General features: G+C 60.8%; 19 protein-coding genes. 5 read left to right on the top strand and 14 right to left on the bottom strand.

Annotation, left to right across the window (positions count from 1 at the left end; genetic code table 11):
• Positions 1–36 precede the first annotated feature (36 nt).
• From ACYQ2I_RS00570 to ACYQ2I_RS00540, 7 genes are all read right to left on the bottom strand, one after another.
• Positions 37–1,017 (bottom strand): ABC transporter permease, encoded by a 981-nt coding sequence (locus tag ACYQ2I_RS00570; protein WP_460165035.1) that lies wholly within the window; start codon positions 1,015–1,017, stop codon positions 37–39.
• A gap of 6 nt (positions 1,018–1,023) precedes the next feature.
• The gene (locus ACYQ2I_RS00565) at positions 1,024–2,379 is read right to left on the bottom strand and encodes an O-antigen ligase family protein (RefSeq protein WP_460165034.1); all 1,356 of its coding nucleotides are present in this window, start codon (positions 2,377–2,379) and stop codon (positions 1,024–1,026) included.
• Between the two features lie 49 nt (positions 2,380–2,428).
• A complete protein-coding gene (locus ACYQ2I_RS00560; protein WP_460165033.1) occupies positions 2,429–3,253 on the bottom strand; it encodes a glycosyltransferase family 2 protein in 825 nt (274 codons plus the stop codon).
• Between the two features lie 124 nt (positions 3,254–3,377).
• Complete coding sequence (locus tag ACYQ2I_RS00555; RefSeq protein ID WP_460165032.1) at positions 3,378–4,607, bottom strand: TIGR03087 family PEP-CTERM/XrtA system glycosyltransferase; 1,230 nt, start codon at positions 4,605–4,607, stop codon at positions 3,378–3,380.
• Positions 4,604–5,524 carry an XrtA system polysaccharide deacetylase gene (locus ACYQ2I_RS00550; RefSeq protein ID WP_460165031.1) on the bottom strand — a complete coding sequence of 307 codons (921 nt, stop codon included), beginning with the start codon at positions 5,522–5,524 and terminating at the stop codon, positions 4,604–4,606. The genes ACYQ2I_RS00555 and ACYQ2I_RS00550 overlap by 4 nt, the downstream gene beginning before the upstream one ends.
• A gap of 58 nt (positions 5,525–5,582) precedes the next feature.
• Positions 5,583–6,686 (bottom strand): sugar transferase, encoded by a 1,104-nt coding sequence (locus ACYQ2I_RS00545; RefSeq protein ID WP_460165030.1) that lies wholly within the window; start codon positions 6,684–6,686, stop codon positions 5,583–5,585.
• 134 nt (positions 6,687–6,820) lie between these two features.
• Entirely contained in the window at positions 6,821–7,378 is a 558-nt protein-coding gene (locus ACYQ2I_RS00540) for a transcription termination/antitermination NusG family protein (RefSeq protein ID WP_460165029.1), read from the bottom strand.
• 879 nt (positions 7,379–8,257) lie between these two features.
• Here ACYQ2I_RS00540 and ACYQ2I_RS00535 point away from each other — a divergent pair.
• On the top strand, positions 8,258–10,438 hold the full coding sequence (locus ACYQ2I_RS00535; protein ID WP_460165028.1) for a beta-galactosidase: 2,181 nt from the start codon (positions 8,258–8,260) through the stop codon (positions 10,436–10,438).
• 172 nt (positions 10,439–10,610) lie between these two features.
• Here ACYQ2I_RS00535 and ACYQ2I_RS00530 read toward each other — a convergent pair whose 3' ends face one another.
• Positions 10,611–11,963: a hypothetical protein gene (locus tag ACYQ2I_RS00530; RefSeq protein WP_460165027.1), complete on the bottom strand. Its 1,353-nt coding sequence runs from the start codon at positions 11,961–11,963 to the stop codon at positions 10,611–10,613.
• A 356-nt stretch (positions 11,964–12,319) separates the two neighbouring features.
• Between ACYQ2I_RS00530 and ACYQ2I_RS00525 the strand changes: the two genes are divergently transcribed.
• On the top strand, positions 12,320–13,153 hold the full coding sequence (locus ACYQ2I_RS00525; protein WP_460165026.1) for a substrate-binding domain-containing protein: 834 nt from the start codon (positions 12,320–12,322) through the stop codon (positions 13,151–13,153).
• A gap of 91 nt (positions 13,154–13,244) precedes the next feature.
• On the opposite strand, the gene ACYQ2I_RS00520 is transcribed toward ACYQ2I_RS00525, so the two are convergent.
• Together ACYQ2I_RS00520 and dxr are read right to left on the bottom strand one after the other, a co-directional pair.
• Complete coding sequence (locus tag ACYQ2I_RS00520) at positions 13,245–15,338, bottom strand: M50 family metallopeptidase (RefSeq protein WP_460165025.1); 2,094 nt, start codon at positions 15,336–15,338, stop codon at positions 13,245–13,247.
• A complete protein-coding gene (dxr, locus tag ACYQ2I_RS00515) occupies positions 15,323–16,486 on the bottom strand; it encodes a 1-deoxy-D-xylulose-5-phosphate reductoisomerase (RefSeq protein WP_460165024.1) in 1,164 nt (387 codons plus the stop codon). Before dxr ends, ACYQ2I_RS00520 begins: the two co-directional genes overlap by 16 nt.
• Before the next feature lie 661 nt (positions 16,487–17,147).
• On the opposite strand from dxr, the gene ACYQ2I_RS00510 reads away from it, so the two are divergent.
• Positions 17,148–18,323, top strand: a complete 1,176-nt coding sequence (locus ACYQ2I_RS00510) for a helix-turn-helix transcriptional regulator (RefSeq protein WP_460165023.1) — start codon at positions 17,148–17,150, stop codon at positions 18,321–18,323.
• 105 nt (positions 18,324–18,428) lie between these two features.
• Here the strand turns inward: ACYQ2I_RS00510 and ACYQ2I_RS00505 are convergent, their stop codons facing one another.
• The 4 genes from ACYQ2I_RS00505 to ACYQ2I_RS00490 all read right to left on the bottom strand — a co-directional run bounded on the left by ACYQ2I_RS00505 (position 18,429) and on the right by ACYQ2I_RS00490 (position 22,738).
• Positions 18,429–19,445 (bottom strand): sialate O-acetylesterase, encoded by a 1,017-nt coding sequence (locus ACYQ2I_RS00505; RefSeq protein ID WP_460165022.1) that lies wholly within the window; start codon positions 19,443–19,445, stop codon positions 18,429–18,431.
• Positions 19,446–19,607: 162 nt separating this feature from the next.
• Positions 19,608–20,198 carry a thioredoxin family protein gene (locus ACYQ2I_RS00500; protein WP_460165021.1) on the bottom strand — a complete coding sequence of 197 codons (591 nt, stop codon included), beginning with the start codon at positions 20,196–20,198 and terminating at the stop codon, positions 19,608–19,610.
• A gap of 514 nt (positions 20,199–20,712) precedes the next feature.
• Complete coding sequence (locus tag ACYQ2I_RS00495; RefSeq protein ID WP_460165020.1) at positions 20,713–21,108, bottom strand: bacteriohemerythrin; 396 nt, start codon at positions 21,106–21,108, stop codon at positions 20,713–20,715.
• 106 nt (positions 21,109–21,214) lie between these two features.
• A complete protein-coding gene (locus ACYQ2I_RS00490) occupies positions 21,215–22,738 on the bottom strand; it encodes a glutamate synthase-related protein (RefSeq protein WP_460165019.1) in 1,524 nt (507 codons plus the stop codon).
• A 461-nt stretch (positions 22,739–23,199) separates the two neighbouring features.
• Here ACYQ2I_RS00490 and ACYQ2I_RS00485 point away from each other — a divergent pair, with 461 nt between their 5' ends.
• Complete coding sequence (locus ACYQ2I_RS00485) at positions 23,200–24,207, top strand: DUF128 domain-containing protein (RefSeq protein WP_460165018.1); 1,008 nt, start codon at positions 23,200–23,202, stop codon at positions 24,205–24,207.
• 260 nt (positions 24,208–24,467) lie between these two features.
• A complete protein-coding gene (locus ACYQ2I_RS00480) occupies positions 24,468–25,151 on the top strand; it encodes a TlpA family protein disulfide reductase (RefSeq protein WP_460165017.1) in 684 nt (227 codons plus the stop codon).
• Positions 25,152–25,249 lie beyond the last annotated feature (98 nt).

Genomic DNA, 25,249 nt, shown 5'->3' with positions numbered 1-25,249 from the left:
GGTGTCGTCTTTCGATCGGCAAGAAACGTGCGGGACTCAAATGTACTCGGCGAACACGAACTCGAGCTTATGGAACATCCGCCACGACAGGAAAAAGCCGAGCACCGCCCACACGGCAGCATATCCCAAGTACCACGGTTGCCAGGCGACGATCCGGACGCCGTTTTTCGCCTGCACGATGAGGGGTTCCAACAGGTTGTGATGCTCGATGACGGCCAGCCGAAGCCCTTCCAGCATCGGCGAAAGCGGGTTGAGCATCATCCAGCCCGCGCCTCGCGGACCGAAGAAATGCGGCTCGTAGAACACCGGTGTGAAGAAGATGCCGAAGGTCAAGATCACCTGCACCAGGTACTTCACGTCGCGGAAAAACACGTTCGCACAACTTAAAAACAAAGCCGCCGCCGCGGTGAACAGGATCAGCAGCACGATCAACACGGGCGCCCACAACAAGGTGGGCGACCAGCGCAGCCCCGCAAACAAAACGAGAAAGACGGTCAGGAACGCACTTCCCACGGCCGTATCGAACACCTGCGTGACGACCGCCGAGAACGGGAACGCCTCGCGCGGAAAGTAGACCTTCGTCACCAGCGTGATGTTCGAGGTCAGGCTGTTCGAGGCAAACCCGAGTGCACCGGCGAAGAAAGCCCAGCCCAGCGCCTTGACCGACATCCCCGCCAACCGCGGCGTGTTCACCGGATCCCCCGAGGCGTAAGCGAGGGCGAATTTCACGAGGCATCCTGCGGCGACGACCATCAACGGCATGAACAGCGCCCAGCCGAAGCCCATCGCCGCCTGCTTGTAGCGAATGCGGATATCCCGCAGCACCATCTGGTACAACAGCTCGCGGTAATGGACCAATTCGAGGAACATTTCTTTCCACAAAGCCCACTCGCCCGCGGCGGTCGTGTGCGAATGTACTTTGCCGTTGCTTCGTCCTTCGGCGTCCTCCGGCGGCCGGGAAGGCCGAACCGTCTCGGGTGCGGGTTGTGTTGCGGTATCGGTGGTGTCGTGCTTCATGGGCGTTCAGGTTGCATATCCGAAATCATCGAGCGGCGTATCGTCGTCGATGCCCTCGGGATCGTCGATATCGAGAAAGGCCTCTTCATCCGCCGCAAGGTCGTCGTCCATTGCTGCTTCGGCCATGGCCTGCCGGTCGGAAGTCACCCGCAAGATGGCGGCGCCGAGCATCGCCACGTAATACGGCAATTCGAGCCATGTCACGCTGATGAACGACACGGAGACGGCGAACCCGGTCAACGCCGCGATGACCCCGCGACTCATGTGTTCCAACCAGGGATCGCCGAGCGGCCCGTCTCTGCGGCAAAACGGCAACAGCCGCCACATCGTCAACCCGTAAAATGCCGAGAGCAACAGCAGTCCCGGAATGCCGGCCTCGGCACCGGTCTGAAACCACAGCGAGTGCGCTTGCATCCGGGGCAAGCCCATCTTTTCGGATTGAAGCGGCCAATGGTTCGCGCCGACGCCCAGGAACGGGTTGTCGCGGATCGTCTTCAGGCAGGCTTTCCATTGTTCGATACGGCTGTTGGCCGATTGGTCGCGTTCTTCTTCGTCGACGAAGATCGTCATGAACCGCTGACGGACTTCGGGGCCCGCCATGCGGTAAGCGAGCGCCGCCGCAAGGAAGAACAGCAAATAGTAGCGCGGCGTTTTGGGGATCAACATGAAGCCCGCGATGCCCGCGGCGATCAACCCGAGCTGGCCGCCTCGCGAAAACGAAAACATGATCACGTGGGCCATCAGCACGGCCGAGCCGAACGCGACGATCTTGGCGAGCAACCGTTTTTCGGCCATTCCCAAGAAGAACGCCAGCACCGTGCCCGCCACCATCGCCGCAGCCATGCAGTTGTTGTCGAAGCCGCCGAACGTGTCGAGGACGACGCGGTTGAAGCCGTTGTAATAGCTTTGGTTGAAGTCGAAGGCGAGATATCCCTGGCTGAGGACGATGACCCACGCCAATTGCCGGAGCTTGGCTTTCGAATCGATCAGCGTGATCCCCACCAAGAACGGCAACACGATCTTCGCCAACGAGGTGACGTAATGCTGTGCCAGCTCGACATGCTCACAATAGACCAGCCCCAGGCTGACCCACGCCAAAAAGCCGACCAGCAAGGCGGCGATGGCGGTTCCGCGTCCCAGGTTCCACTTGCCGCCGCCTTGAATCGCCCAACCGATGAGCATGGCGACGGCGACGACGAAGCTGTACCGACCGGGACCTGCCGCACCGACCGACCAATGCCACAACGATTCGGGCTTGATGATCGCGTAGTGAATGTAGATGAACAGTCCGACCAGCGGATAAAAGAGCGCAACCGCGGCGCCGAGATACGTCACCAGGTAAACGTATACAAGTCCGGCCATTGGGTTGCGTTGTCTCGAAAGATGGAATCCGTGATTCGCGCCGGGCGGGTCAATCCCGCAACGCGTAACGGACGATGCACCACATCGCCTGGATCGCGTCGCCGGCGCCGATTTTCTTACCTTGCTGGTACGTGCGGCCGTGGTAGCTGATGCCCATCTCGTAGATGCGGCATCCGCGACGCGCGATCTTCGCCGTCAGCTCGATTTCGATGCCGAACCGATTCTCTTTCAGCGTGGGAAGGATGTCGGCGATCACCTCGCGGCGAAACGCCTTGTGGCAGGTTTCGACGTCGGTCAGGTTCAAGTCGGTGAACATGTTCGACACCGTCGTGATGATGCGGTTGGCCACGTAGTGCCAAAAATAAAGCACCCGGTGCGGCCCCGCGGCGATGAACCGCGATCCGTACACGACGTCGGCGGTTCCTTCGGCGATCGGCGCGACCAATCGCGGATATTCCAGCGGATCGTATTCCAGGTCGGCATCCTGAATGACGATCACGTCGCCTTTCGCCTCGGCGAACGCCGTCCGCAACGCGGCCCCCTTGCCCCGATTCCGCTCGTGTCGTAGCACGACGACATGGGGATGGTCCGTCCAGGCGGTCAGCTTCTTGGTCGTGCCGTCGGTCGAGCCGTCGTCGACGACGATCACTTCCTTGTCGATAGGTACGTCGAGCACGCGTTGCAACACGGTGTCGATCGTGGCGGCCTCGTTGAAGACGGGCATCACCACCGACAGCTTGAACCCCGGCGGAAAGCGATACCGACCGCAACCGATCTCGTCCGCGTCCTGCAAACTCTTTCCGCAGTACGGGCAAAACATCGGTCGATCCGGCGTTTCGGCCGTATTTTCAATTTTCGATTCGTCGGCGGTCATCTACCGGCATTCTCCGCATGGCGACACGATGAATCGGCAGGACGTCCCCATCGCCCGACCGGCAACAGGGGTGTTGCTTTCGTCCATTTTCGCGCCGATTCGGCCGCCGGGCAATTCCTTGGGATCATACTTCGGAAAGCGCCAAGCCGAGCAATTCATTCAGGGGGGCAAGCCTCGCCGACCACGTGTAGTGCGATTCCATCGTGCGGCGGGCCTTTGCGCCCAATGAACGGGCAAAGTCGTCGTCGCGAAAAATGCGTTCCAAGGCCGCGACCCACTCCGAGGGCGTATCGGCCCGGCATACGTCTTCGCCCTCACGACATGCGATGCCCTCGAGCGCTTCGGGCGAAGCCACCACCGGTTTGCCCATCGCCATGGCTTCGAGCACCTTGTTTTGCACGCCGCGGGCGACGCGCAAGGGGATCACCGCCGCGGTCGCATCTGCCAGATAGGGCCGCACGTCGGGCACGTCGCCCACCAGCTCCACGCCTTCGCGCCGCGCGACGGCGGCGATGGCCGCGCCGGCTCCGGCCCCTACCAGGCGAAAGCGCGCGTTCGGAAAACGCACGCGAATTTCCGGCCATACATGACGCACGAACCAGCACACACCATCGACATTCGCGCGGTAATCGAGCGCGCCGATGAACACGCAGCCCGGCACTGCGCGATCGGCTTTCGGCCGGTTCGGCGGACGCACGAAGTGCGCATGGGGCGAGAAGTATTCGAGATCGACGCCGTTTTCCACGGCTGTCACGCGGCCGCCCTCGGTAAAGCTGCGATACACGTCGGCCTCGGCCTCGCTTACCAGGCAGATCGCCGCCGCCCGGTCGGTCAATGATCGTTCGAGCTTCCGCAAGCGCCGCCCTTCGAGTTCGAACAAGGGACGAAACAGGCCGCCGGTCTTCTCGGCGTAGTCGAACCACTTTTGACTGTCCACGTCGACCAGGTCGACGATCACCGGGCAGCGCCGCCACAGCTTCGCGGCGTCGGCATATTGGACCATGCTCGAACAATAGACGATCACGGCGTCGTAGTCGGTTTCGGCCGTCCAGCGGCGAATCAACCGGCGCAACTGGCCGTGTTTGAAAAGGCCTTCCGTCGCCGTGCGGCCCATCGCCAGGCTGAGCAATCCTTTCAGGTAGCGATACTTGCCCGGCGGCGGCGCGAACGCAAATCGCCTGCACCGCGCCCGCAACATCGTCTTCATACGATCGTCGACCGGTTCGTCGGCCAGGAAAGCGAGATCGACTTCCGCCCGACGCGCAAGATAATCGAGCCAGTTGAACGCGCGAATTCGATGTCCCCGGTTCGGCGGGGCCGGATTGCGATGGACCAGATACAGAATTCGTTTCATGCAGGCAGATACTCCGCCGAAGGAACATCCTCTGGCGGATGCGCCGCCGACCACGCCTCGGCGCAGCGATCCAACCGATCCCACGAAAACGACGCCAGCAGATTCTTCAACTTGGTTTCCGTCGTGTGCAAGTTCACATAGTGCCGAAACCGCGAAACACGCGACGGTCCGGCAAGCCGCGGCTGATCCGGATCGAGTTCCCACGGATGAACGTACACGACCACCGGCCGGCGATCCCGCCGTTCGATACGGTGCAACAAGCGGCGGGTTACGCACCAGGGGTACAAACGCAGGTAGCCTCCACCGCCTACGGGCAGCCGCATACCGAACACGCCGGCGACCGTGCCGGGAACTTCGATCAGCGTTCCCGCCGCGCGTTCGATTCGGTGGATCCCGCGCGGCGCATCGGGGATTCCGTAACGATCGTGAACGATCGGGAAGATACTCGCGTCGTACCGAAATCCGCACTCGGCGAGCACGTCCAGCGCCCAAAGCGACCGGCGGGTGATCGAAAAGCTCGGTGCGCGAAACGAATGCACGGGCGTGCCGGTGATGTCTTCCAAAATGTGTTTGCTGCGCAACAGGTCGTCCCGAAACTCCTCGGGCGACAGGTCGTAGATCAGTCGATGCAGATCACTGTGGGACCCGATCTCGTGACCTGCTGCAGCAATCTGCCGCACCAGGTCGGCGTGCCGCCGCGCGATCCAGCCCAGGATGAAAAACGTGGCCTGAACGCCGTGTTCGGCCAGCAATTCGAGAATGCGGGCGGTCGGGCGTTCCACCCGCGACGTGAACGTATCCCACGTGTCGATCGGCACGTGACGCGCAAACCCCGAGACTTGAAAGTATTCCTCGATGTCGAAGGTGAGAATGTGTTTCACCGGAGCGTGTGGAGGAATGTCACGATCGACCGGCAACAGGCGCGTTGCTCAACGAGGGGAAAAGCCGGAGAAAAGCAGACCGGCACGCGACTTTTCAACGCGGTTTGTGCGGCGCAGGAATCGTCTCGGATGCTGCTTCGTGCGGTAACACCGGGTGCGACTTACCGTTCTTCCCGTTCTTGCCGTTCGTGTGCGGCGCGGCTACTTGGGGCGTCGAACCGCTTCGCTCGCCTTCGGCCAGCGCCTTCGCACGGCTGAACGCCCGGCGGAATGTCGTCGGACCGTCGACGCGGACGGGTAGCGGACCTTGCATCCACGCGGGCACGCGAGCGTCACGACGAATGCCCAGCCATTTGGCCACGATCAACCCCGGCAACCGGAACATCTTGGCGGCCGTGCACAGCATGATCCGCAAATCGAGCCACAACGTCGCATGCTGTACGTAATCCAGATCGAGAACGAGCTTACGTCGAACGCTTTCCAAGTCGGTGTCGGGCGGCAAATTGATCTGGGCCAGTCCGGTGATCCCCGGAAGGACAAGGTGCCGTGCGTCGTAGGCGGGAATCGTTTTCTTGAGGTCTTCCACGAAGTTCGGCCGTTCGGGACGCGGTCCCACGATCGTCATCTCACCGCGCAGCACGTTGTACAACTGGGGAAGCTCGTCCAAGTGCGTCTTACGAAGAAATCGACCGAAGGGCGTAATTCGCGGATCGTCTTCATCGGTCCACACCGGACCGGTCAATTGTTCGGCATCGTGACGCATCGATCGCAGCTTGAACAGGCGAAAGATGCGACCGTCCCTGCCGACTCGCTCTTGTACGTAGAAGGCCGGCCCTTTGCTGGTCAATTTGACGAGCACGGCCAAGACGACGATGACCGGCCAAATCACCGATGCGATCACCAGCGCCGCCAGCCACCCCACAATCGGCTGAATCGCGAAATAGGACGACCGTCGAATCGTAGGGATGGAACGATTTTTCTCGCGGGCGTGGGTGAACAGCGCGGTGTAATCGCCGTTCACGCGGGCAGCCCCCGATTCGGTTGCAGCATCGGCGGGGTAGAACATGGTCTCGACGAGGGCTCTCTTGATGTGCGTTCCTAGATACCCTTTCTCCGGCCCGTTCGACGGTCGCACCACCCACTGGCATGCGGCTGCCCCCTTCTCCAGTACTCCTGGGTGCGACCAGAGAAAGACCATACCTGCCCCGCACGATGCGATCAAGTGTTGTGTTCCATAAATTCGCTATTTTCTTCATCTCCAATACTTTTTGGGGGCGGGCAGGCCGCGGGAATGTGAAAATAGGCAAAATAAGATCCGGCGCCGATTCCAAGTCAAACCGGCTCGACATCGAGCAAGTCCAACCGAATCGAGGCACCTTTTTGGAGAAAGTGCACCGCGATGAGCAAGCGATCTTCGCCCTGCCGTCGAATGACGACCCCTTCCATCCCCGCCAGCGAGCCGGTTTTGATCCGCACGCGGTCGCCCGATTCGAGTTTGTCTTCGGGCAACAGGGGAAGTCCCGATTGAATGGCACGATGGACCCGCTGGAGGTCGGCGATCAGTTCCTCGGGATTTTTGACCTCGAGTGTGCGGGAAATGACGTTCGATTTGTACGCCAAATCGCGGGCTTGTCGGTCGCCGAAAAGGAAGACGTAGCCCGAGAAAAGAGGGTTGTACGACGTACGAATCCGCCCGTTGCGAAGCCGGTTTTTCTTCGGCACCAGCGGACAATAGTGGCCGATCTCCCGCTGCCGCAAGAACCGCATGAGTACCTTTTCTTGCCGCGATTTCGTGTAGACGGCCCACCAATCGCCGTCCACGCCGGCAACCGGCGGCGATTCGAGCAGGTTTTCCGGGAAGATGTCCGGTTCACGTGGCAACGTCGGCATGAGCGCGGGCCCTTCGAACTCCGTGTGCGGGCAAGACGTCCGTGACGCAGGGCCGCGGATCGGCGAATCCCCCTCCGCAGCGACCGTGTTTCTATAGTATATCGTAGGACCTGAAAGGATGAACATTCCACCCGAACGGAGGGTTCTGGCGGCGCGCACTCCGTTCTCTTGGGGGGTGTATGGTGCGCGCACTTATCCCGGATCAATCGTGATAACCTATTGCCCCAAAAGGATTTGAGACGACGAACGTCTCCCCGCCCCGCGCCCGGCGATTCGCTGCCCGATGAGACGCACTCTCCCCTGCGATGCTCCGAATCCGAAATCTCCACAGGAGGGCCGGCAAGCAGCCCACAGGTATTCCTCTGGAAAACCCATTCCCCATGGTAAACCAAATGTCAAAATAGGCAACACAAACACAAATAGCAAAACCGGGGTATTTGGAAGGAATCCTTTCAGTGCCGGATTGATTTGTTTTCCGGCATAGGGGGCCTCGCTATCGACGTGACCGAGACGCCCCGATGCCGATTGCGTATGGGGGCGATCGATCATTTTCAGTGTAACGGCGGTCGGAAAGCGGAGCCATCCGCCGAAAGGCCCCCGCTCGGCCGCGATCGGGTGAGGGTAAAGGAACTTCCTTGAAGCGGATGCCAGGTTTGACGATACTGAGGCGTGCATTCGATCTCGAATGTCGTCGCGTCGAATCCCTCCCCCGAAAGTTACCCACCCAAAGGCACAGTCGTGCAACCCGGTTTGGTGTTGCGTCTACCGTGGTTGCTTTCCCGCAAATGGGCGATCGCATCCGGCTGCGTTCCACCTGTTCAGCCGGACGGCGAGCCGGCCTCGATCCTACCGCGTACATCTCCAAGGAGGTCCGACACGATGCCGCTTGCTTCACGTCGTGGTATCCAACGTCTTCGCTTTTGGAACGCCGTGCGGACGCTTGCCGCCTCGGCGATTGCCGTTTCAGGACTGATCGTCTTCGCCGAACGCGCTTGCGCCCAAGGCGCCAACCTCGATGGGGAACCTCGGGTACTGCTCGACGCCGCCAAGGCCGAGGCATCATGGTTCAAGACCGACAAGGGGACGATCGAAATCGCCGATACCGAGGCGGGAAAAGCGATCGTTCTCGGCTGGACGAAAGCCGACGCCTTGCCCGAATTGAAGCTGACCGCCAAAGAAACGTGGGACCTCAGCCGCTTCTGGTATGTGTCGGTCGATGTGGCGAACCCCGGTGAAACGACCGTCCGTGTGAAGATCAAAGCGAACAGCCGCGATCCGAAATGGCAGACGACCGAGCGCGAATACCTCTTGTATCCCGGCGAGCGGGCAATGGTCCGACTTCCCTTGATTCGACGCCTGCCCGACGAACTGAAAGACGACCTGTTCGGCATGCGCGGTTTTCCGGAAGGCTACGAGCCGGACGATGGCGACTATCCCCATCGCGGACTGAACGTCTCGAAGCTCAAGCAAGTCATGTTCGGTCCGTCGGGCTTGGCCGCCTCGGGCAAAGTGTACCTGTACCGCATCTTGGCCGAGGGGACGTATCAAGCGCCGCCGTGGGCCGAAGGCGATACGTCGAAGCTGTTTCCCCTGATCGACCGCTTCGGGCAGTACAAGCATCGCGATTGGCCGGGAAAAATCCATACGACCGAAGACTTCGCCCGTCGTCTCGAAACCGAAGAACAAGACCTGGCCGCCCATCCCGGTCCCGACACGTGGGACAAGTTCGGCGGTTGGGCCGCCGGGCCGCAGCTCGAAGCGACCGGGCATTTTCGCGTGCAGAAATACGAAGGCAAGTGGTGGCTGGTCGATCCCGAAGGGCACTTGTTCTGGTCGCACGGCCTCGATTGCGTCCGCGCGAACGGTGCCGTTACGCCCATCGACGACCGCGAGCATTACTTCGAGTTCCTTCCCGAAGAAGGCCCGTTTGCCGCGTTTTATACGACCGGGCACGGCGCGCCGCACGGATACTACCAAAACAAAGATCCCTACCGCGCGTACGCCTTTTCGCAGGCCAACCTGCTGCGCAAGTACGGGCCGCAATGGCGCACGCGGTATGCCGACATGGTTCATCGCCGTTTACGCAGTTGGGGAATCAACACGATCGGAAACTGGTCCGATCGCGACATCGCGGCACTCGACCGAACGCCCTACGTGACGACGCTCGGAACGAAATCGCGAAACATCGAAGGATCAAGCGGCTACTGGGGCAAGTTTCCCGATCCGTTCGCACCCGAGTTCGTCGAAACGATCAATCGCTGGATTCGGCTGCAAGCCGAGAAAAGCGGACGCGATCCGTGGTGTATCGGATATTTTGTCGACAATGAAATGAGTTGGGGCGACGATACCTCGCTGGCCGTGGCGACATTGCAATCGCCTGCCGATCAGCCCGCCAAGAAGGTGTTCATCGACGATTTGAAGGCCAAGTACGGCACGATCGACAAGCTCAACGAGGCGTGGGGCAGCGAGTATGCCTCGTGGAAGGCGATGCTCGAAGCGACCGACGCGCCCGACAAAGAAAAGGCGAAGGAAGACCTCGGCGCGTTCTATACGAAGATCGCCGAGACATACTTCCGCACGGTGGCCGAGGCGTTGCACAAGCATGCACCGGGCAAACTCTATTTGGGGTGCCGCTTCGCGTGGGTGAACGATCGCGCGGCGAAGGCGGCTGCCAAGTATTGCGACGTCGTCAGCTACAACCGCTATCAGGTCGACGTAGCCGAACTCGCGTTGCCCGAGGGAATCGACAAGCCGATCATCATCGGCGAATTCCACTTCGGGGCTCTCGACCGCGGCATGTTCTGCATGGGATTGCGCTTGACCGCGAACCAAGAGGACCGCGCCGAGACGTATCGTCGTTACGTCCGCTCGGCACTCGATAACCCGTACATCGTCGGGACGCATTGGTTCCAGTACATGAACCAGGCGACGACCGGCCGATTCGACGGCGAAAACTACCAGATCGGGTTCGTCGACGTGTGCGACACGCCGAACGTCGAAATCATCGAGGCGGCGCGGGATATCGGTGCCGAAATGTATCCGCGTCGCGCCGGAAAGTGAGGCACATCGCGTCAATCGGCCTGCTATCGCCCCGTGGTTCGTGGGTGAAGATTGCGCCCCGGGCAGACCGGCACGCGGGCACAATTCGGGACGCAATGCCGTTCTTGCCGACGCCGGTATTTTGGTGGGCCTGCGCGTCGTCGGCCCGAGCCGCCGGGGCGAAGCCGGCTGATTACTTTTGCCCGGCGTAATCGGGAACCTCGATCTTCAACACGGCCTCGTGGTCGGGATCGATCAACTGGACGCTGATCCAGCCGGGCGGTCGTTCGAGCAAAAACGGTTGTCCGGTCATGGGATTCGTGCGTTGTGCGCCGTCGGCGTGCCCCAAGGCCCGCTCCAAGGCCAACAACCATCCTTCGCACAACGCCCGATCGCGGCATTGCAGGCGAACTTCTTCGCGCAACGGCGGCAAGAGCAAGAATCCGGATACCAACGGATACTCGGGCGTGTCGCGTTTCGCGTTCAGCGATTCCTCGATCGACCGGATCACTTCGTTGCGCCGGGCATAGGGCAGCTCGGCCGAGTCGATCACCTTGCGCATGGCCTGGAGATAAAACCATTCGTCCATGTCGGCGCGTTCCATGGCCAGCCGCGGAACGTCTTCCAACGTGCCCAATTCGGCGAAGTGCCGCACCTCGGCCTCGGTGAGCAGGTCGAACAACCTTCCCTGGCGCACGACTTCGAAGGCGTGCAGGCCCAGCGCCCGTTCGCCGATCCACGCCGCAGCGTCGCTCGGCCAGTTCCGCACGTCGGCCAGCAAACGACGATAAAGTCGCTCGGCCAAAGCGGGATCGGTTTTCGGATGCGCGAACAGTGCTTGCATGCCCGAAAGGGCTTCGGCCCGCAAGATCGCCGAACGAACACGCGTGATCGGATGCGGCGGCTGCGACAAATACGCTGCAATTTGCAGTACGACGCTCAAATCGTCGAAGGCCTCGCCGGGCTGATCGGCGGCCAACGCCTCGACCGCGGCAAACAGTTCGAGCCGGGCCGCGATCGACGCCGCATCGAGAAACACCAGTTCGTCGCCGTAACCGGCCGTATAGCGAATCGGAAACACACATTGCGGCCGATCGAGAGCCTCGCGAACGGCCTTCCGTTGGTCGGCGTAGCGGGCGATCAGGCGATGGGCTTCGTCGGCGGAACCTGTCGGAAAACGAAAGTCGCTGCCGGGCAAGAGTTCTTCCGTCTGCGCCCAGATCGCGGGAATCCGAAACTTCGGAAACAGGTCGTCGAATACCGCAGCGACGTTTTCTTCCGGCGGCGGCAACTCGGGCATCAATTGCTCGGGCGTTCCCTGCTCTTCGATGATACGCGCAAGTTCTTCACGGAGTCGCAGATCGGGAGAATGGCGAATGCCCGGCAACTCGCCGAGCGTCTCGACCAGCGGTTTCGGCGGCGGTTCTTCCGGCTCGGGGGGGCGACAACCGATCGCCAACGCAAGCCCTGCAAGCGCCGCTGCGGCCCACCGGCAAAACGAGGCGCCGTCGCGTGATTTTCGCGTTGTCGTGGGGATCCCTGGCATGAGTCGCCGTGTTTCGTGAGAAATCCGTCACCGATCCGTCGGTCCGCGCGAACCCGCCCCGCAACAGGGGTGTTCCGCACAAAACGCACGGCACTGTGCACGCGGCCGCTTTCGCGTATTGTTTCCGAGAATCGATTTTCCGCAATAGCAGTTTGAAAAGGGCAAATAGCAGCTCGCACAAACATTCCGCGGGCGGACGTGCCCGGCGGCTTGTCGTCGTTCCGTTTTCGCAGGGGGCGGCGTTTTTTGGCACACGCCTTCCGGAACGACTATAATCATCCGTTGCGCGCGGCGAGTTGGTTGTGAGACGGTATTGTCGGCTGTACGAACGACTTCACGAAGGGAGGTTCTACGCGATGCGCAAACAACTGGGCACACTGATGTTGGTACTGGGCGCGTTGATGCTGGCGGGCTGTCCGAAACCCGATCAAACGGCGCAGCAAGGTGAAGGCGAATCGGCCGCGAAGACGGAACTCTTGATTCTCTGCGGAACGTCTTTCCGCCCGCCCACCGAAAAGCTCGTCGAGATGTTCGAAAAAGAACATCCCGACATCGACGTGCTGCTCAGCTTCGGCGGCTCCGAGGACCATCTGCCGCACGTGCAGGCCAAGGCCCAGGGCGATCTGTACGTGACCCATGACCCGTACATGCAATACACCGAAGAGGCCGGCGCCATGCTGCGGTGGGTGCAAGTCGGCTATCTGTGTCCGGTGTTGGTCGTGCAAAAGGGGAACCCCAAGAACATTCAGTCCATCGAAGACTTGACCAAAGAAGGTATCCAGGTCGCGCTGCCCAACCCCGATTACTCGACCTGCGGCGAGATGGTTTTCGCCCTACTCGAAAAGAAAGGCATCAAGGACGCCGTCCTGAAGAACGTCGGCAACGCCATGTTCCGCTCGCACGCCGACATCGGCAAACAACTCAAGCTGGGCCATGCCGACGCGGGCATCATGTGGAACGGCGTCGCCAACGAGTACCTCGACGCGATCGACATCGTGCCCACCCCGTACGAGTACGATGAGCAGATTCGCGTGGGCGTCATCGGACTGTCGTACACGAAACATCCCGACGAAGTCGAAGCCTTCTTGAAGTTTGCCGAAGAACACGGCCAAGAGGTGTTCAAGGAAAGCGGTTACCTGAAATACGAACCGGAGGCCGACTCGGACGGCGATACCCCCGCCGCCGAATGAGGCAAGCCGGGACTGCTGCCCACGGAACGCACATCGCCCGCGATCCATGGCGCGTCGCGGGCGATTCGATTTTCGTCCGATGCGTCGGCCGTTACCGCGGGATCAGGTTCAAATCGAGCCCGAACACCCACAGCATCAAGGCCAGCAGCAAGAACAAGCCCACGTACGACAAGCCCACGAACACGCGTTCGTCGGGCGGCTTGCGGAAGATCGCCTCGTAGAGCAGGAACACCATGTGGCCGCCGTCGAGGACGGGGATCGGCAAGAAGTTCAACACCGCCAGGTTCGCGCTCAAAAAGGCCAAGAACAGCAGGTAACGGCCGAAACCCTGCGAGGCCATTCGGTATGCGTAACCGACCAGACCGATGGGCCCGGTCATCGCGCGGGGAGAAACGTCGCCGCTGCCCAAGCGTTCGAGCATCCGGTAGACGACCGTGATCGCGTCGAGCGTTTCCTTCCCGCCCAAAACGATCGCTTCGCCCAACCCGGCGCGAACGGTGTAGGTGTCGTCCGCAAAATACAAACCGCGATCGGGGAAATGCCACGTCGGATCGGGAACCGGGTGTAATCGCGTATCGAACAGCTTTCCGTCGCGTCGGACGACCAATTCGACGGTCGTCTCCGGCAGCGTCTCTTGAATCACGGCGATCATCGCCGGCCAGGTGGCGAAGTCGCGGCTTTCGGGGTCGTCGAACACCAACGTCCGCTCGGGTTGCTGAAAACCGGCATCGGGATATTTTTCTTCGATGATTTGCGGATCAGGGGGAATCACCCGCGCACTGATGATCTCGTCGCCCGGTTCCAAGAGCGGCGAGGTCTTCTCATCGATTTGGGTTTGCTTCGCGATTTCGCGGACGGCTTGCACCCGCGGCAACACTTCGATCGTGACGCCCCATTGCGGAATTTCGAGGCGGCTTTCGGCCGCGTACAGTTGGGCGAAGCTCTCGGCGAGCTCCAGCGGTAATTCGATCGTCCGTTGTGTCCCGTCCTTTTCCAGCGTGACTTCGGCCGTTGCGTGTTCGACGGCGCGAGCGGCTTGTTGCAGGTAGTACGGCAACCGCATCGGATCGCCGTCCCACGGTTCGTGCCCTTCGACGGATACCGCGACGATCGTTTCACCGGGCGTCAGTGCGTGTTTTTCGGCGATCGAACCGGGTTTGACGGCCGCCACCGGACCGGGGGTCATTACCAGCCCCAAACAGCGCACCGGCTGCGGCGGCAGCTCGACTTCGAAAGTCTTTTCGCCCGAAGGCCCTTGACGCTCGATCGTCAGCCGAACGGGAACTCCCCAGCGCAACGCCAAGGCACGGTGCAGGTCGCGCGCGTTCGCCACGGGAATTTCGTCGATCGCGGTGATCCGGTCGCCGGGGAGCAGCTTGGGTGTGACCGACTCGGCGACGTTGCCGGGTAAGAAAGGCAACGTCTCGCCCAAGACGGGCGTGATCGGCCCCGCGACGCCCACCGTCGGCCCGATACGGAATCGGTCCGGCTTGACCTCGACTTGCCGCTCTTGATTGTCGGGCGAGCGGACCGTGAACGTCAACGCGGCGTCGGGATCGCTCAAAGAAACACCGTGTTGCAGGTCGCTGAAACGATAGACCGGCTTGCCGTCGATGGCCGTGATCGTATCGCCGACGCTCAACCCGGCACGCCAGGCGGCTTCGCCCGGGGCGACGGCGCCCACTCCGCAACGCACCTGTTCGACGCCGCCGAAGTAGGCGATCACCGAGATGACGAACGCGAAGATGATGTTCATGATCACGCCCGCTGAAATGATCGCCATCCGCTGGGGAACGCTTTTCGCCAGATAACTGCGGGGATCGAAGAGCGCGCGTTCGAGGTCGGCGACCTCTTTGCCTTCGCCCTCGGCGGCCTTGGCGGCTTTCGCCTTTTCCAGTTCTTCACGCAGGCGGCTGGGGTTGTCTTCCTGGCCCAACATTTTCACATAGCCGCCCAAAGGGACGATACCGATACCGTATTCGGTCTCGCCCCAGCGAAACGAAAACAACTTCAGGCCGAAAAAGTCGAATCCTAGGTAGAACTTGTCGCAACGGACGCCGCAGGCCTTGGCGACCAAGAAGTGGCCCAGCTCGTGGACGAAGATCATCATCCCCAAGCCGATGACCACCATCGCCACGTACACCAGCCACATCCAATCGGCGGACGCAATCACGAAGAAATCCAACGTTCGGTCTCCTCTCTGGCCCAGCGGTCGAGTTCCCAAAGTTGCTCGAGCGTGGGGTCGGGTTCGAATCGATGACGCTCCAGGACCGTGCGGCAGGTTTCGACGATGCGATCGAACGAAATCCTGCGCGATAAAAAGGCCGCCACGGCGGTTTCATTTGCGGCATTGAGGACGGCACCGGCCGATCCCCCCAGCCGAGCGGCCTCCAGACCCAGGTCAAGCGCCGGAAAGCGGTCGAAATCGGGCGGGAAAAACTCCAAATGAAACGCCTGCGCCCAATCCAGGCGTTCGGCCACCCCCGCGCGGCGGTTCGGCCAATCCAAGGCGTACTGGATGGGCAACTTCATATCGGGCGGGCTCATTTGGGCGATAATCGACCCGTCGATGAATTCTACCATAGAATGAACGACGGATTGGGGGTGGATTACCACCCCTATTTGGTCCGGTCCCAGATCGAACAGCCAACGGGCCTCGATGATCTCCAAGGCCTTGTTCATCAACGTGGCCGAATCGATCGTGATTTTCGGCCCCATCGACCATGTGGGATGGTCGAGGGCCTGTTCGACGGTGACGCGGGCAAGTTCTTCTCTGCTTTTCTCCCGGAAGGGACCGCCGCTGGCGGTGAGGACGACCCGCCGAAGCTCGGCACGCTTGCCCGCCTGAAGGGCTTGAAACACGGCCGAATGTTCGCTGTCGACCGGCAAGATGGCGGCGCCCGTCTTCCGAGCCAAATCGGTGATCAACTTCCCGGCGACGACGAGGCTCTCCTTGTTCGCCAGTGCGACGGTTTTTCCGGCTTCGACCGCCGCCCAGGTTCCCCGCAAACCGGCCGCCCCGACGATCGCCGACAGCACGATATCGACGTTCGGATCGCGGGCGATGTCGAGCACGGCTTCTTCACCGACAAGAAGCTTCGTTTTCTTCGGCAACCCCGACCAATCTTGCCGTCGTGCGGCCTGTTCGTCGACCACGACCACGCTATCGGGTGAAACAGCCTGCGCCTGTCGCAAAACCCGTTCGGTTTGCGTATGGGCAACCAGGGCGGCCGCACGCAATCGCCCGCCGGAGGCGGCAATCACCTCCAGCGCATTGCGCCCGATGCTGCCGGTGGAGCCGAGAACGGCGATTTGTTTGACCGGAGAAGCCATGGAATAGACGAAATCCGGGAGATTTTTTCGATGGAATAAGGCAAGACAACCATTCTACGGAGGGAATCGGCGGTGAAAAAGACCGAACGACGTTTGCCGAAATACTCAAGCCTTGCGGATTGCAGCGAGCGGCATCGCGGGCAACTCGAATTTTCTCGAATTTCGTGCGCGAGGTTGCCCGCGATCTGTCCAACCCCGCGCGTATCTTAGTAATTGATCGGAGCAGGCAAGAGGGACATGGAGGACGACGGTTCATCCCCCACGCACTAGGGAGAGACCGTGTGACACCCGATGGCGGAATGGGGCAGTCGGAGGAGTCGGTCGAACTCGACGGAGCAACAGAAGCTCAATCGGTGATCAACGAGCTTCGACCGGCGACCTCCGTTTCCCGCCGGATCGTCCGAGGTGGACGGGGCAACATCTCGGGCGACCGGCGGGGAGTTTTTCGATCGGGATCCCCACGTTCCCTCGATCGTCGATCGCGCGAAGGAGAACCGATTCGTTTATCGTGCCGATGCACGGAACGATCCCCGAAACAGCGATCCCCCACGCACGATCGCTGATAGGGCGGTAAGCGGACCCAGGGGCACAGTCGCGCCGGGCGTCGGCGCCAGGAGTGGGGTGACCGGTTTCCTTTTTGGGGCAGAAGGAATCGGCAACGATGGGGCAGAAACACCGCACTCCGCGCCGGCGCAGGCGTGACTTGACCGCTTCGGCGGCACAAGGCAAGCTTGTTCAAAGAATCCATGGCGACCTTGCGCTGTTGTGGAAACTCTTGCAACGATGGGAGCCGCCTGTGGCCGATCAATCACAACTCGTCCGACAGTGGAGACTCCTGCGCATCCTCGGCGCGCGACGCTTGGGCGTCTCGGTCAAAGAATTGGCCGAAGAATTGGAGGTCAGTGAGAAGACCATCCGACGCGATCTCGACATCATTCGTGAAGTCGGATTTCCCGTCGCCGAAGAAACGGAAGCTCACGGCCGAAAACGCTTCAAGATCGCGAGCGCGCAGGGTGTCGAAATCTCACTCAACTACGAAGAAGCCCTGTCGCTGTTCGTCGGTCGGCGCTTGCTGGAGACGTTGGCCGGTACCCCGTTCGCCGAACCGGCACGCGCAGCCTTCCAGAAGATACGGAGTATTTTGAGCGAAAACGCCATCCGGTACGTCGACAACCTGGCCGACAAGTTCTGCGAAACGTCGGTCGGGCTCAGCGATTATCGCGGCAAGTACGAGATTGTCGATGCGTTGCTGTTGGCGATCGACGAGAAGAAAACCGTTCACATCACCTATCAATCGTTGCACGCGACGGAACCGGTAACGTACGACATCCGTCCGTACGGGCTGGTCCGGCATCGCGGTTCGCTCTACCTGGTCGGCCACTCGAACGAACACCGCGACATTCGGCATTGGAAGGTCGATCGCATCTACGACATCGAGGTAACGCGGATTCCGTTTACGATTCCCGATTCGTTCAACCTGAAGGAGCATCTCGAAAAGCAGTTCGGCATCTACAGCGGCAGCGACGTCGAGGACGTGTGTGTCCGCTTTTCGCCGACCGTCGCCCGTTACGTCATGGAGAAAAAGTGGCACCCTTCGCAAAAATTGACCCAGCAAAAGAGCGGCCACGTGATCGCCGAGTTTCGTCTTTCGGGGCTGCCCGAGTTCAAGAGCTGGATCCTTAGCTTTGGCCGCCATGCCGAGGTGCTCCGCCCGGCATCGCTCCGCGAAGAGCTGATCGAAGAATTCAAGACGCTGGTCGCAATGTACGAGTTAGACGGCGCGCCGAGTCGACCGCACCGGCACGACGGCCCCAAGCGCCCGCATGCGACGGGGTAAATCCGCTCCCCGGTCATGGTGACGGAATGCCGTCGCATCCGGTCGGCGCGCCGCCGGGAATCCTCGCAAAACGGCGAAAAACGCCGATCGCAACGAACCCCCGGTCTACTCGTTGTTTCGCAACAACCCGATCATCGCCTCGCCCATCGCGCGACCGATCAGGTAGTACGTTTCCCAGTTGCGGTTCCAGTGGTATTCCTGGCGCGACGGCGACTCGTCGGTCGAGCGTTGGAAGTCGCGCGTCTCGACGCCGGCCACCGTCCCGGCAAATTCCGGATGTTTTTCGGGATCGGCCACGGCAAGTTGAACTTCCATCAGCTTCTCGACACGCTGTTTGTACGAGGCCGTCGGCGGAATGTCCCAGCCGCCCATTCCCGTGTTCGCGATCACAAACGGCAACTTCTCGACGCCGAGATCGCGACGCAAGTCCCGGATCAGGTGCACGAGGTTCGATTCGTACGCATCGACGGCCTGGGCATTGATTCGATCGTTCCAACCTTGGTGCCAACCGAAGCCGACCAATTCGAATCCCTTGCCGTCGTAATGCGGAAAGTATTTCGTCAGGTTGCCTGTAATCTCACGATACTGGCGGATCGTCTCGTAGTACTGAAAGCCCATGTCGCCGTCCTTCTGCGGCGGCGGATACTCTGCCGAGCTGGGCGGGCGGAAGTTGTGATACAGCGATCGTCCGCCCCACGCACACTTGATGATGAGTACCGGATCCTCGAAATACTCGCCCACGGCCCAACCAAAACCGTACTCGGGACCGATGTGGTCTTCGCTCGCCCCGAAGCCGACGGTCAACCAACCCGTTTTGGGCCGGTCGGGATACGAGATGTTGACGACCCACACGTCGTCGCGTACCCGCGGCTTCCCCGACGCATCGACCAGGTGTCCGTACTTGTCGGGATGCTTCGCGACGTACCATTCCATCGTGCCGGGCTCGCCGGAGACCTGTCCGAAACCCACCATGTTCGACTGGCCGGCGAGGATGAACACCTTCAGCTTGCCGTCGGCGGGGCATGTCGCTCCTTCCTTTGCGAACGCGGGCAAAGCGAAACAACCGGCCGCAAGCATGAACACGGCCCAAACAATCGATCGGCGAACAAGCGAACAGCGCATCGCGAACCTCCCTTCGAGATGAAAATATACAAGCTCGATTGACAGGTTGGGCAGCCTAGGCCGCACAAGTCAAGCAAAAAGGGCATCCTCCGATTCGGGAGGATACCCTCGATGCGCGATCGACGATCGGGTCCGGCCGGCCTGTTCGAGCCGTCGGGCGATTCACACTTGGGCCGAGGCGAAGTATTCCGGCTCGTTGCCCGCCTTCCACTTGATGTTGCATCCCAAGCTGGGCTTTTGCACCTCGGGGGCGGGACGGCCTTCCAGGACGGCATCGAGCGCCGCCCGCAAGTCGGCACCCGTGACGGGCACGTCGTTCCCCGGCCGACTGTCGTCGAATTGGCCGCGATAGAACAACTTCCGTTCGCGATCGAACAGGAAGAAGTCGGGCGTGCATGCTGCGCGATACGCCTTGGCGACTTCTTGCGTGTGGTCGTACAAGTAGGGGAACGTGTAGCCGCGCCGGGTTGCCTCTTCGCGCATTTTTTCGGGCGAATCGTCGGGATAATTCACCACGTCGTTCGAATTGATGCCGACCACGGCGACACCCTTGGCCTGGTACTCTTTGGCCAACGCGGCGAGTTCGTCGGCAATGTGCTTCACGAAGGGACAATGATTACACATGAACACGACCAACAACGCCGCGGCATCGGCGAAATCGTCGATCGACCATTCCTTTCCGGCGTAGTCGGGCAGGCGAAAGGCCGGAGCGGGCGTCCCCAACGGCATCATCGTGCTGGCGGTTCGGACCATGACGTACCCTCCTTATCGTTTGTACGAACGAGTGCTTTGTTGACCTCGAAGTCGCATTCCCGCGGTACCGTGCCCGCGAAACCGCGTAATCTTATGCGTCACACGTGCCCAAGGCAAAATCATGCGCAGCGAGGTCGTGTCTTTCGGCGAAGGGTATCCGTTCGACACCACCGACTACGGTGACAGGATATGTTCGAGATTGGCAGCGAGATCTTCTTGTGACAAGTCCGAAAGATCGGCGGGCGGCGCTGCGTGTTTGCCGGCGCGCGGTTCGATTCGATCCGATGAGAACTTCAAAACGAACCGCGGGCGTGCTCGCCGTCGACGGTCGTGAAACCCCGAAGCGTTCCAAACACCGGGTCGACGGCCGGCACGCCCGTTTCCCCATCGCCTTGGGCCGTGGATCGGCCGGGCGGGGAAGCTCCCGTCCGCATCGCGTTCATCCCGCAGTTGGAAAATCCAACAAGCACGGGGAGAAGCTTATCGACGCGAGAGCGCGGTACGTCTTGGCGAATCAGCGAATGTACTTTGCGTACTGCGTATCTTCTTCCAAGATGTGTTCGAGAAGCCAATCGCGAGAGATCTCCAACGCCTGTTCGGCCAGATGTTGGTTCGGGCCGAACTTCTCGAGATCTTCGACCAGCTCCGTCATCGCATCAAAGAACGCCGCGTGCAGTCGCTTGTGTTCCTCCAGCCGCGGATAGCCGTGCCGTTCCATCAAGGCTTCTTCGGTCTGGAAGTGCGTTTGTGCGTAACTGCGCAGAAAATCGACGGCCTTTTCTACGACATCCTCACCCTCGACGTTCACCATGGCGTCGTGCAGACGCTGCGCGGCGTCGAAAAACTGCTTGTGCTGCGAATCGATCGTTTCGATTCCCAGCAGATAATCGTCGGACCATTGCTTTGTCATGATGGGCACAATCCCGGAATCATGGTGAATCGGAATCAACGTAAACCGTTTCGCGACGCCGGAGGGCGTTCCTCCGGCGTCGCTGTTCGGCCGAAACATGTGGGAACTAGGCGTTCAAAATCGCCAGTGCCTTTTCTTCTTGCGCTTCGGTCATGAACGGAATGCCCGTTTCCTTCTCCGTTTCGCGGTTGGCCGCCATCAGGTCGTCGCGCGAGATCTGGTCCAGTTTGAACTTACGCGCACCGGCCATGAACTGCTGGAGTCCGCAAGCGAGCTTGTCGGCGTAGCAGTACAGCGCCACGGCACCGAAGGGGATCTTCTCCATCTCGTCGTCGCCCACCTTGTCGCGGACCGTTTCCCAGCAGGCGAAGATTTCTTCGGGCGTCGAACCGATCGCTTTGACCGAATTCGGCAGCTCGTCCCAGTTTCCGTTGACGGCCGCTCGGCGTTCGGGCCGGAGTACGCCTTCGATGTTGCTCCCCAGGAAGCCCGGAATCATGGGGGCGCGACCCATGCAGACCAACTTGGCAAACGGAGAACACAAGGCCAGCGCTTTGAAGATGTGATCCTCGCGCGCGAAACCGCCGCCCAGAGAGATGTCGGGAACGGCGATGCCTCGGTCGGCCAAAATCTTGCAGTATTCGTAGGTCTTGGCGTGCAGCGGGAGCGAAGGGACACCCCAATGATCCATCATGTTCCAGGGGCTCATTCCCGTACCGCCGCCGGCGCCGTCCACGGTCAGCAGGTCCAGATTGTTGTCGGCGGCGAAGCGAATCGCCATCGCCAGCGCTTCCATGCCGTAGGCGCCCGTCTTGAGCGAAATCCGCTTGTAGCCCAGACTCCGCAGCCTGCCCACTTCCGTCGCGAAGGCTTCGCGGACGGCTTCCGCGCTGCTCAGATCCGTTCCGCCCAAACGGCTGTGGCGAGCGAAGCTGGTGATCGACCCCGCTTTGAACGCCTTCTGGACGACGGGGTCGGTGGGATCGGGATCGACCACGTATCCTCGGTTCTTCAGGAACTGGGCATACTCCAGATCGGTCACCTGGATTTCACCGCCGATGTCCTTGGCGCCCTGGCCCCATTTCAGCTCGATGATGACCTTGTCGCCGTACTTGTCGATGATGTATTCGGCCACGCCGTTGCGCGTGTCCTCGACATTCATCTGGACGATGATCGCGCCGTGTCCGTCGTAATAGCGCAGGAACGTTTCGACTCGGCGGTCCAACTCGGGCGAGCTCTTGATCCGACCGTTTTCGAGTTCCGACTGCTTGTCGACACCCACCACGTTTTCGCCGACCACGATCGGAAAACCGACCAACGCCGCACCGATCGCAAACGAGTCCCAATACTTGGCGGCGATGAAAGTCGACCCCAACGCACCGGTCATGATCGGCACGCGGCACTTCGTCTTGATTTCCTTGCCGAAGCTGGTCGTGATGTCGACATTCGGAAAGATGCAGTCGTCGGGGCTGTTCGACAGCCGACCGTTCAGGCCGTGCGCGCCGTACGCGTAGCCTTGGATCCGCAAGGCATGATAGCCGACTCCCAAAGCGACCGTTTTGGCCGACCCGGCAGTGACCTTGCCGAAGTTTCGCGGGTAAAGCAGCTTCCTGCCCACCAGCGAAGACAACCAGGTTTCGCACTTGCCTTTACACTCCGAAGAGCACAATGTGCAAAGCCCGGATTCGCAGGGATTACCACGATTGCTCGTACCGAGAGCGTCATTTTGTTTGGGACCGAATTCCATAGACCTCTCCTTCCTTAACGACAAGAAGAAAGCAAATCAACGGCAACACAATGCCCCATTGAAGGCTTGATGATACACGAATCACGAAAGATCTCCAATCGTTTTCCCGCATTTTTGCACCGTAATCCTCGGTAGGGAGGAGGGTTTCGGCGTGTGCCGCCGTCGGCTGACTCTGTGGGCTCACGGTAATTTTGCCTTTTGTGCGGCAATTGAAGCGGCAATAATGCCGTAACTATTGCCGCAAATCGGTTCTCTGTGCCGTTGCGGCAGTGTAAACTGCCGTTTCAGTCTCTTGGTGACCGCATGGACAAACCCAACCATTCAAGGAAAGGCGTCTGACGACGATGGACAAACGGCAACGAAATCGGTTGGCCATCTTGAAGTTGCTCAGTGCCGGCGACCGGCCGCTTCATTCCCGCCAACTGGCTGCAATGCTGGAAAAGGCCGGGCTGGACCTCAGCGAACGGTCGATTCGCCTCTACCTGGCCGAAATGGACGCCGAGGGCTTGACCGAATCGCACGGACGTCGTGGAAGAACCATCACCGATCGCGGCCGCGAAGAGCTGCGCGCCGCACAAACCTTCGAGCGTGTCGGCTTCCTCTCGGCGAAAATCGACCATCTGACTTACGCCATGACTTTCGATTTGGCATCGCGCCGGGGCGAGGTCGTCGTCAACACGTCCATTGTGGATCCACGGCATTTGTACGCGTGCCTCGATGGGGTTTGCGACGTCTTCGCCGCAGGCTACGCCTTGGGCCACCTGGTGGCCGTATTGGGGCCCGGCGAAACGATCGGCCAGGTAACGATTCCTGAGAACAAGATCGGCTTGTGCACGGTATGTTCGATTACGCTCAACGGCGTGCTCTTGAAACACGGGATCCCGATGGCGTCGGTATTCGGCGGGCTGCTCGAATTCCAAGAAGGTCGGCCGACGCGATTCGTGGAAATCATCCGGTACGACGGCACGAGCATCGACCCCTTGGAGGTTTTCATCCGCGCCGGCTTGACGAACTATCGCGGCGCCGTTCGCGACGGAAACGGCGTGGTCGGCGCCGGGTTCCGTGAAGTGCCCGAACAAAGCCGCGAAGCGGTCGAGAACCTGGCCGCACGTCTTGAAGTGATCGGCATGCGCGGCTTTCTTCAGATCGGCGAACCGCAAAGCGAGGTGTTGGGGCTGCACCCGACTCAAGGCCGCATCGGGTGCGCCGTCATCGGCGGCTTGAATCCGATTGCGATCCTGGAAGAAACCGGTTATCGCGTGCATTCTTATGCATTGGCCGGACTGCTCGATTTCGGTCGGCTGTTCCACTATCAGCAGCTTGCCGATGCCTTGAAGCCCTACTTGACGTAACGGACATCTACCGTCGAGACGTTCACGCGCCTCGGTTCCGGCAACGCATCACACCTCCGGTAAGGCGGCCCAAGACCGGCGAGCACGAGCGACGGCCGCGGTGGGCGCCGGAAAACGATACGCTGCATCGGGCTTCCTGTCGCAAATTGCGAGAATCCGGCGGCCGACGGGGCGTTTTTTCGACGCGATGCACTATGATGAAATGCATACGAGGTGCATCGCGAACCTCCGCCCGAACGCCCCTTTCGGGAGAACTTCACGTGGACGACACGTCGGACATCACCAACCGCCCGCCTTCGCCTGTTTCGCTTCCGGCGCGCCTCAAGGCGTTCTTTTGGGAGCGTCGCGACTGGCCGAAATGGGTCGATGCGCTCATCTTGGCGGCTTTCGTCGGCCTGTTGTTCGTCGTCTTTCGGTACCGGCTGTTCGGAACGCCCGACCCGCGACAACATCCGGCAGTCGGCGCCGTGTTGCCTGCATGTGCGCTCACACCGGTGTATCCCGACGATGCCCCGCCGCTTGACGAAGAATCGCTTCGCGGCAAGTGGACGTTGCTTTTCTTTTGGGGCGATTGGTCCGACACGGCGATCGACGATTTGGCGAAACTCAACGCGAAGTTCGACACGCTTGCCGACTCCGATCGTTTCCGCTTCGTGCCGATCGTGTGTCCTTTACCGAATCGTGAAACGGCGGACGTTCCTCGGCGGATCGAACGCCTCTTCCGTCGGCGGCAAATCTCGGTGCCGTGTTACGAAGACCGTGACGGTATGACGCGGCGTGCGCTGGCGGCCGCCGGAGGTATGCAAGAAGGGACACAAGTCGTCTTGCCCTCTGCCGTGTTGATCGATCCGGCGGGCACTATCTGCGCCGTGTGGAGCGGCAGCGTGCCGGGCCAGGAGGACGCCGTCGCCCGAACCGTCGCCGAATGCCTCGCCCGCGAATGATCGGCGCGATGCTTCCCGTGCCGAACGCCGTTTCTGCGCAGAAGAATATCGATATTGCGCATCGCAATTGACGATCCGGCATCGGGCGAAAACACTGA

This window comes from Thermostilla marina (genome assembly GCF_054657455.1).
Note: the sequence above shows the minus strand (reverse complement) of the source record. Positions and strands in the feature narration are given on the sequence as shown.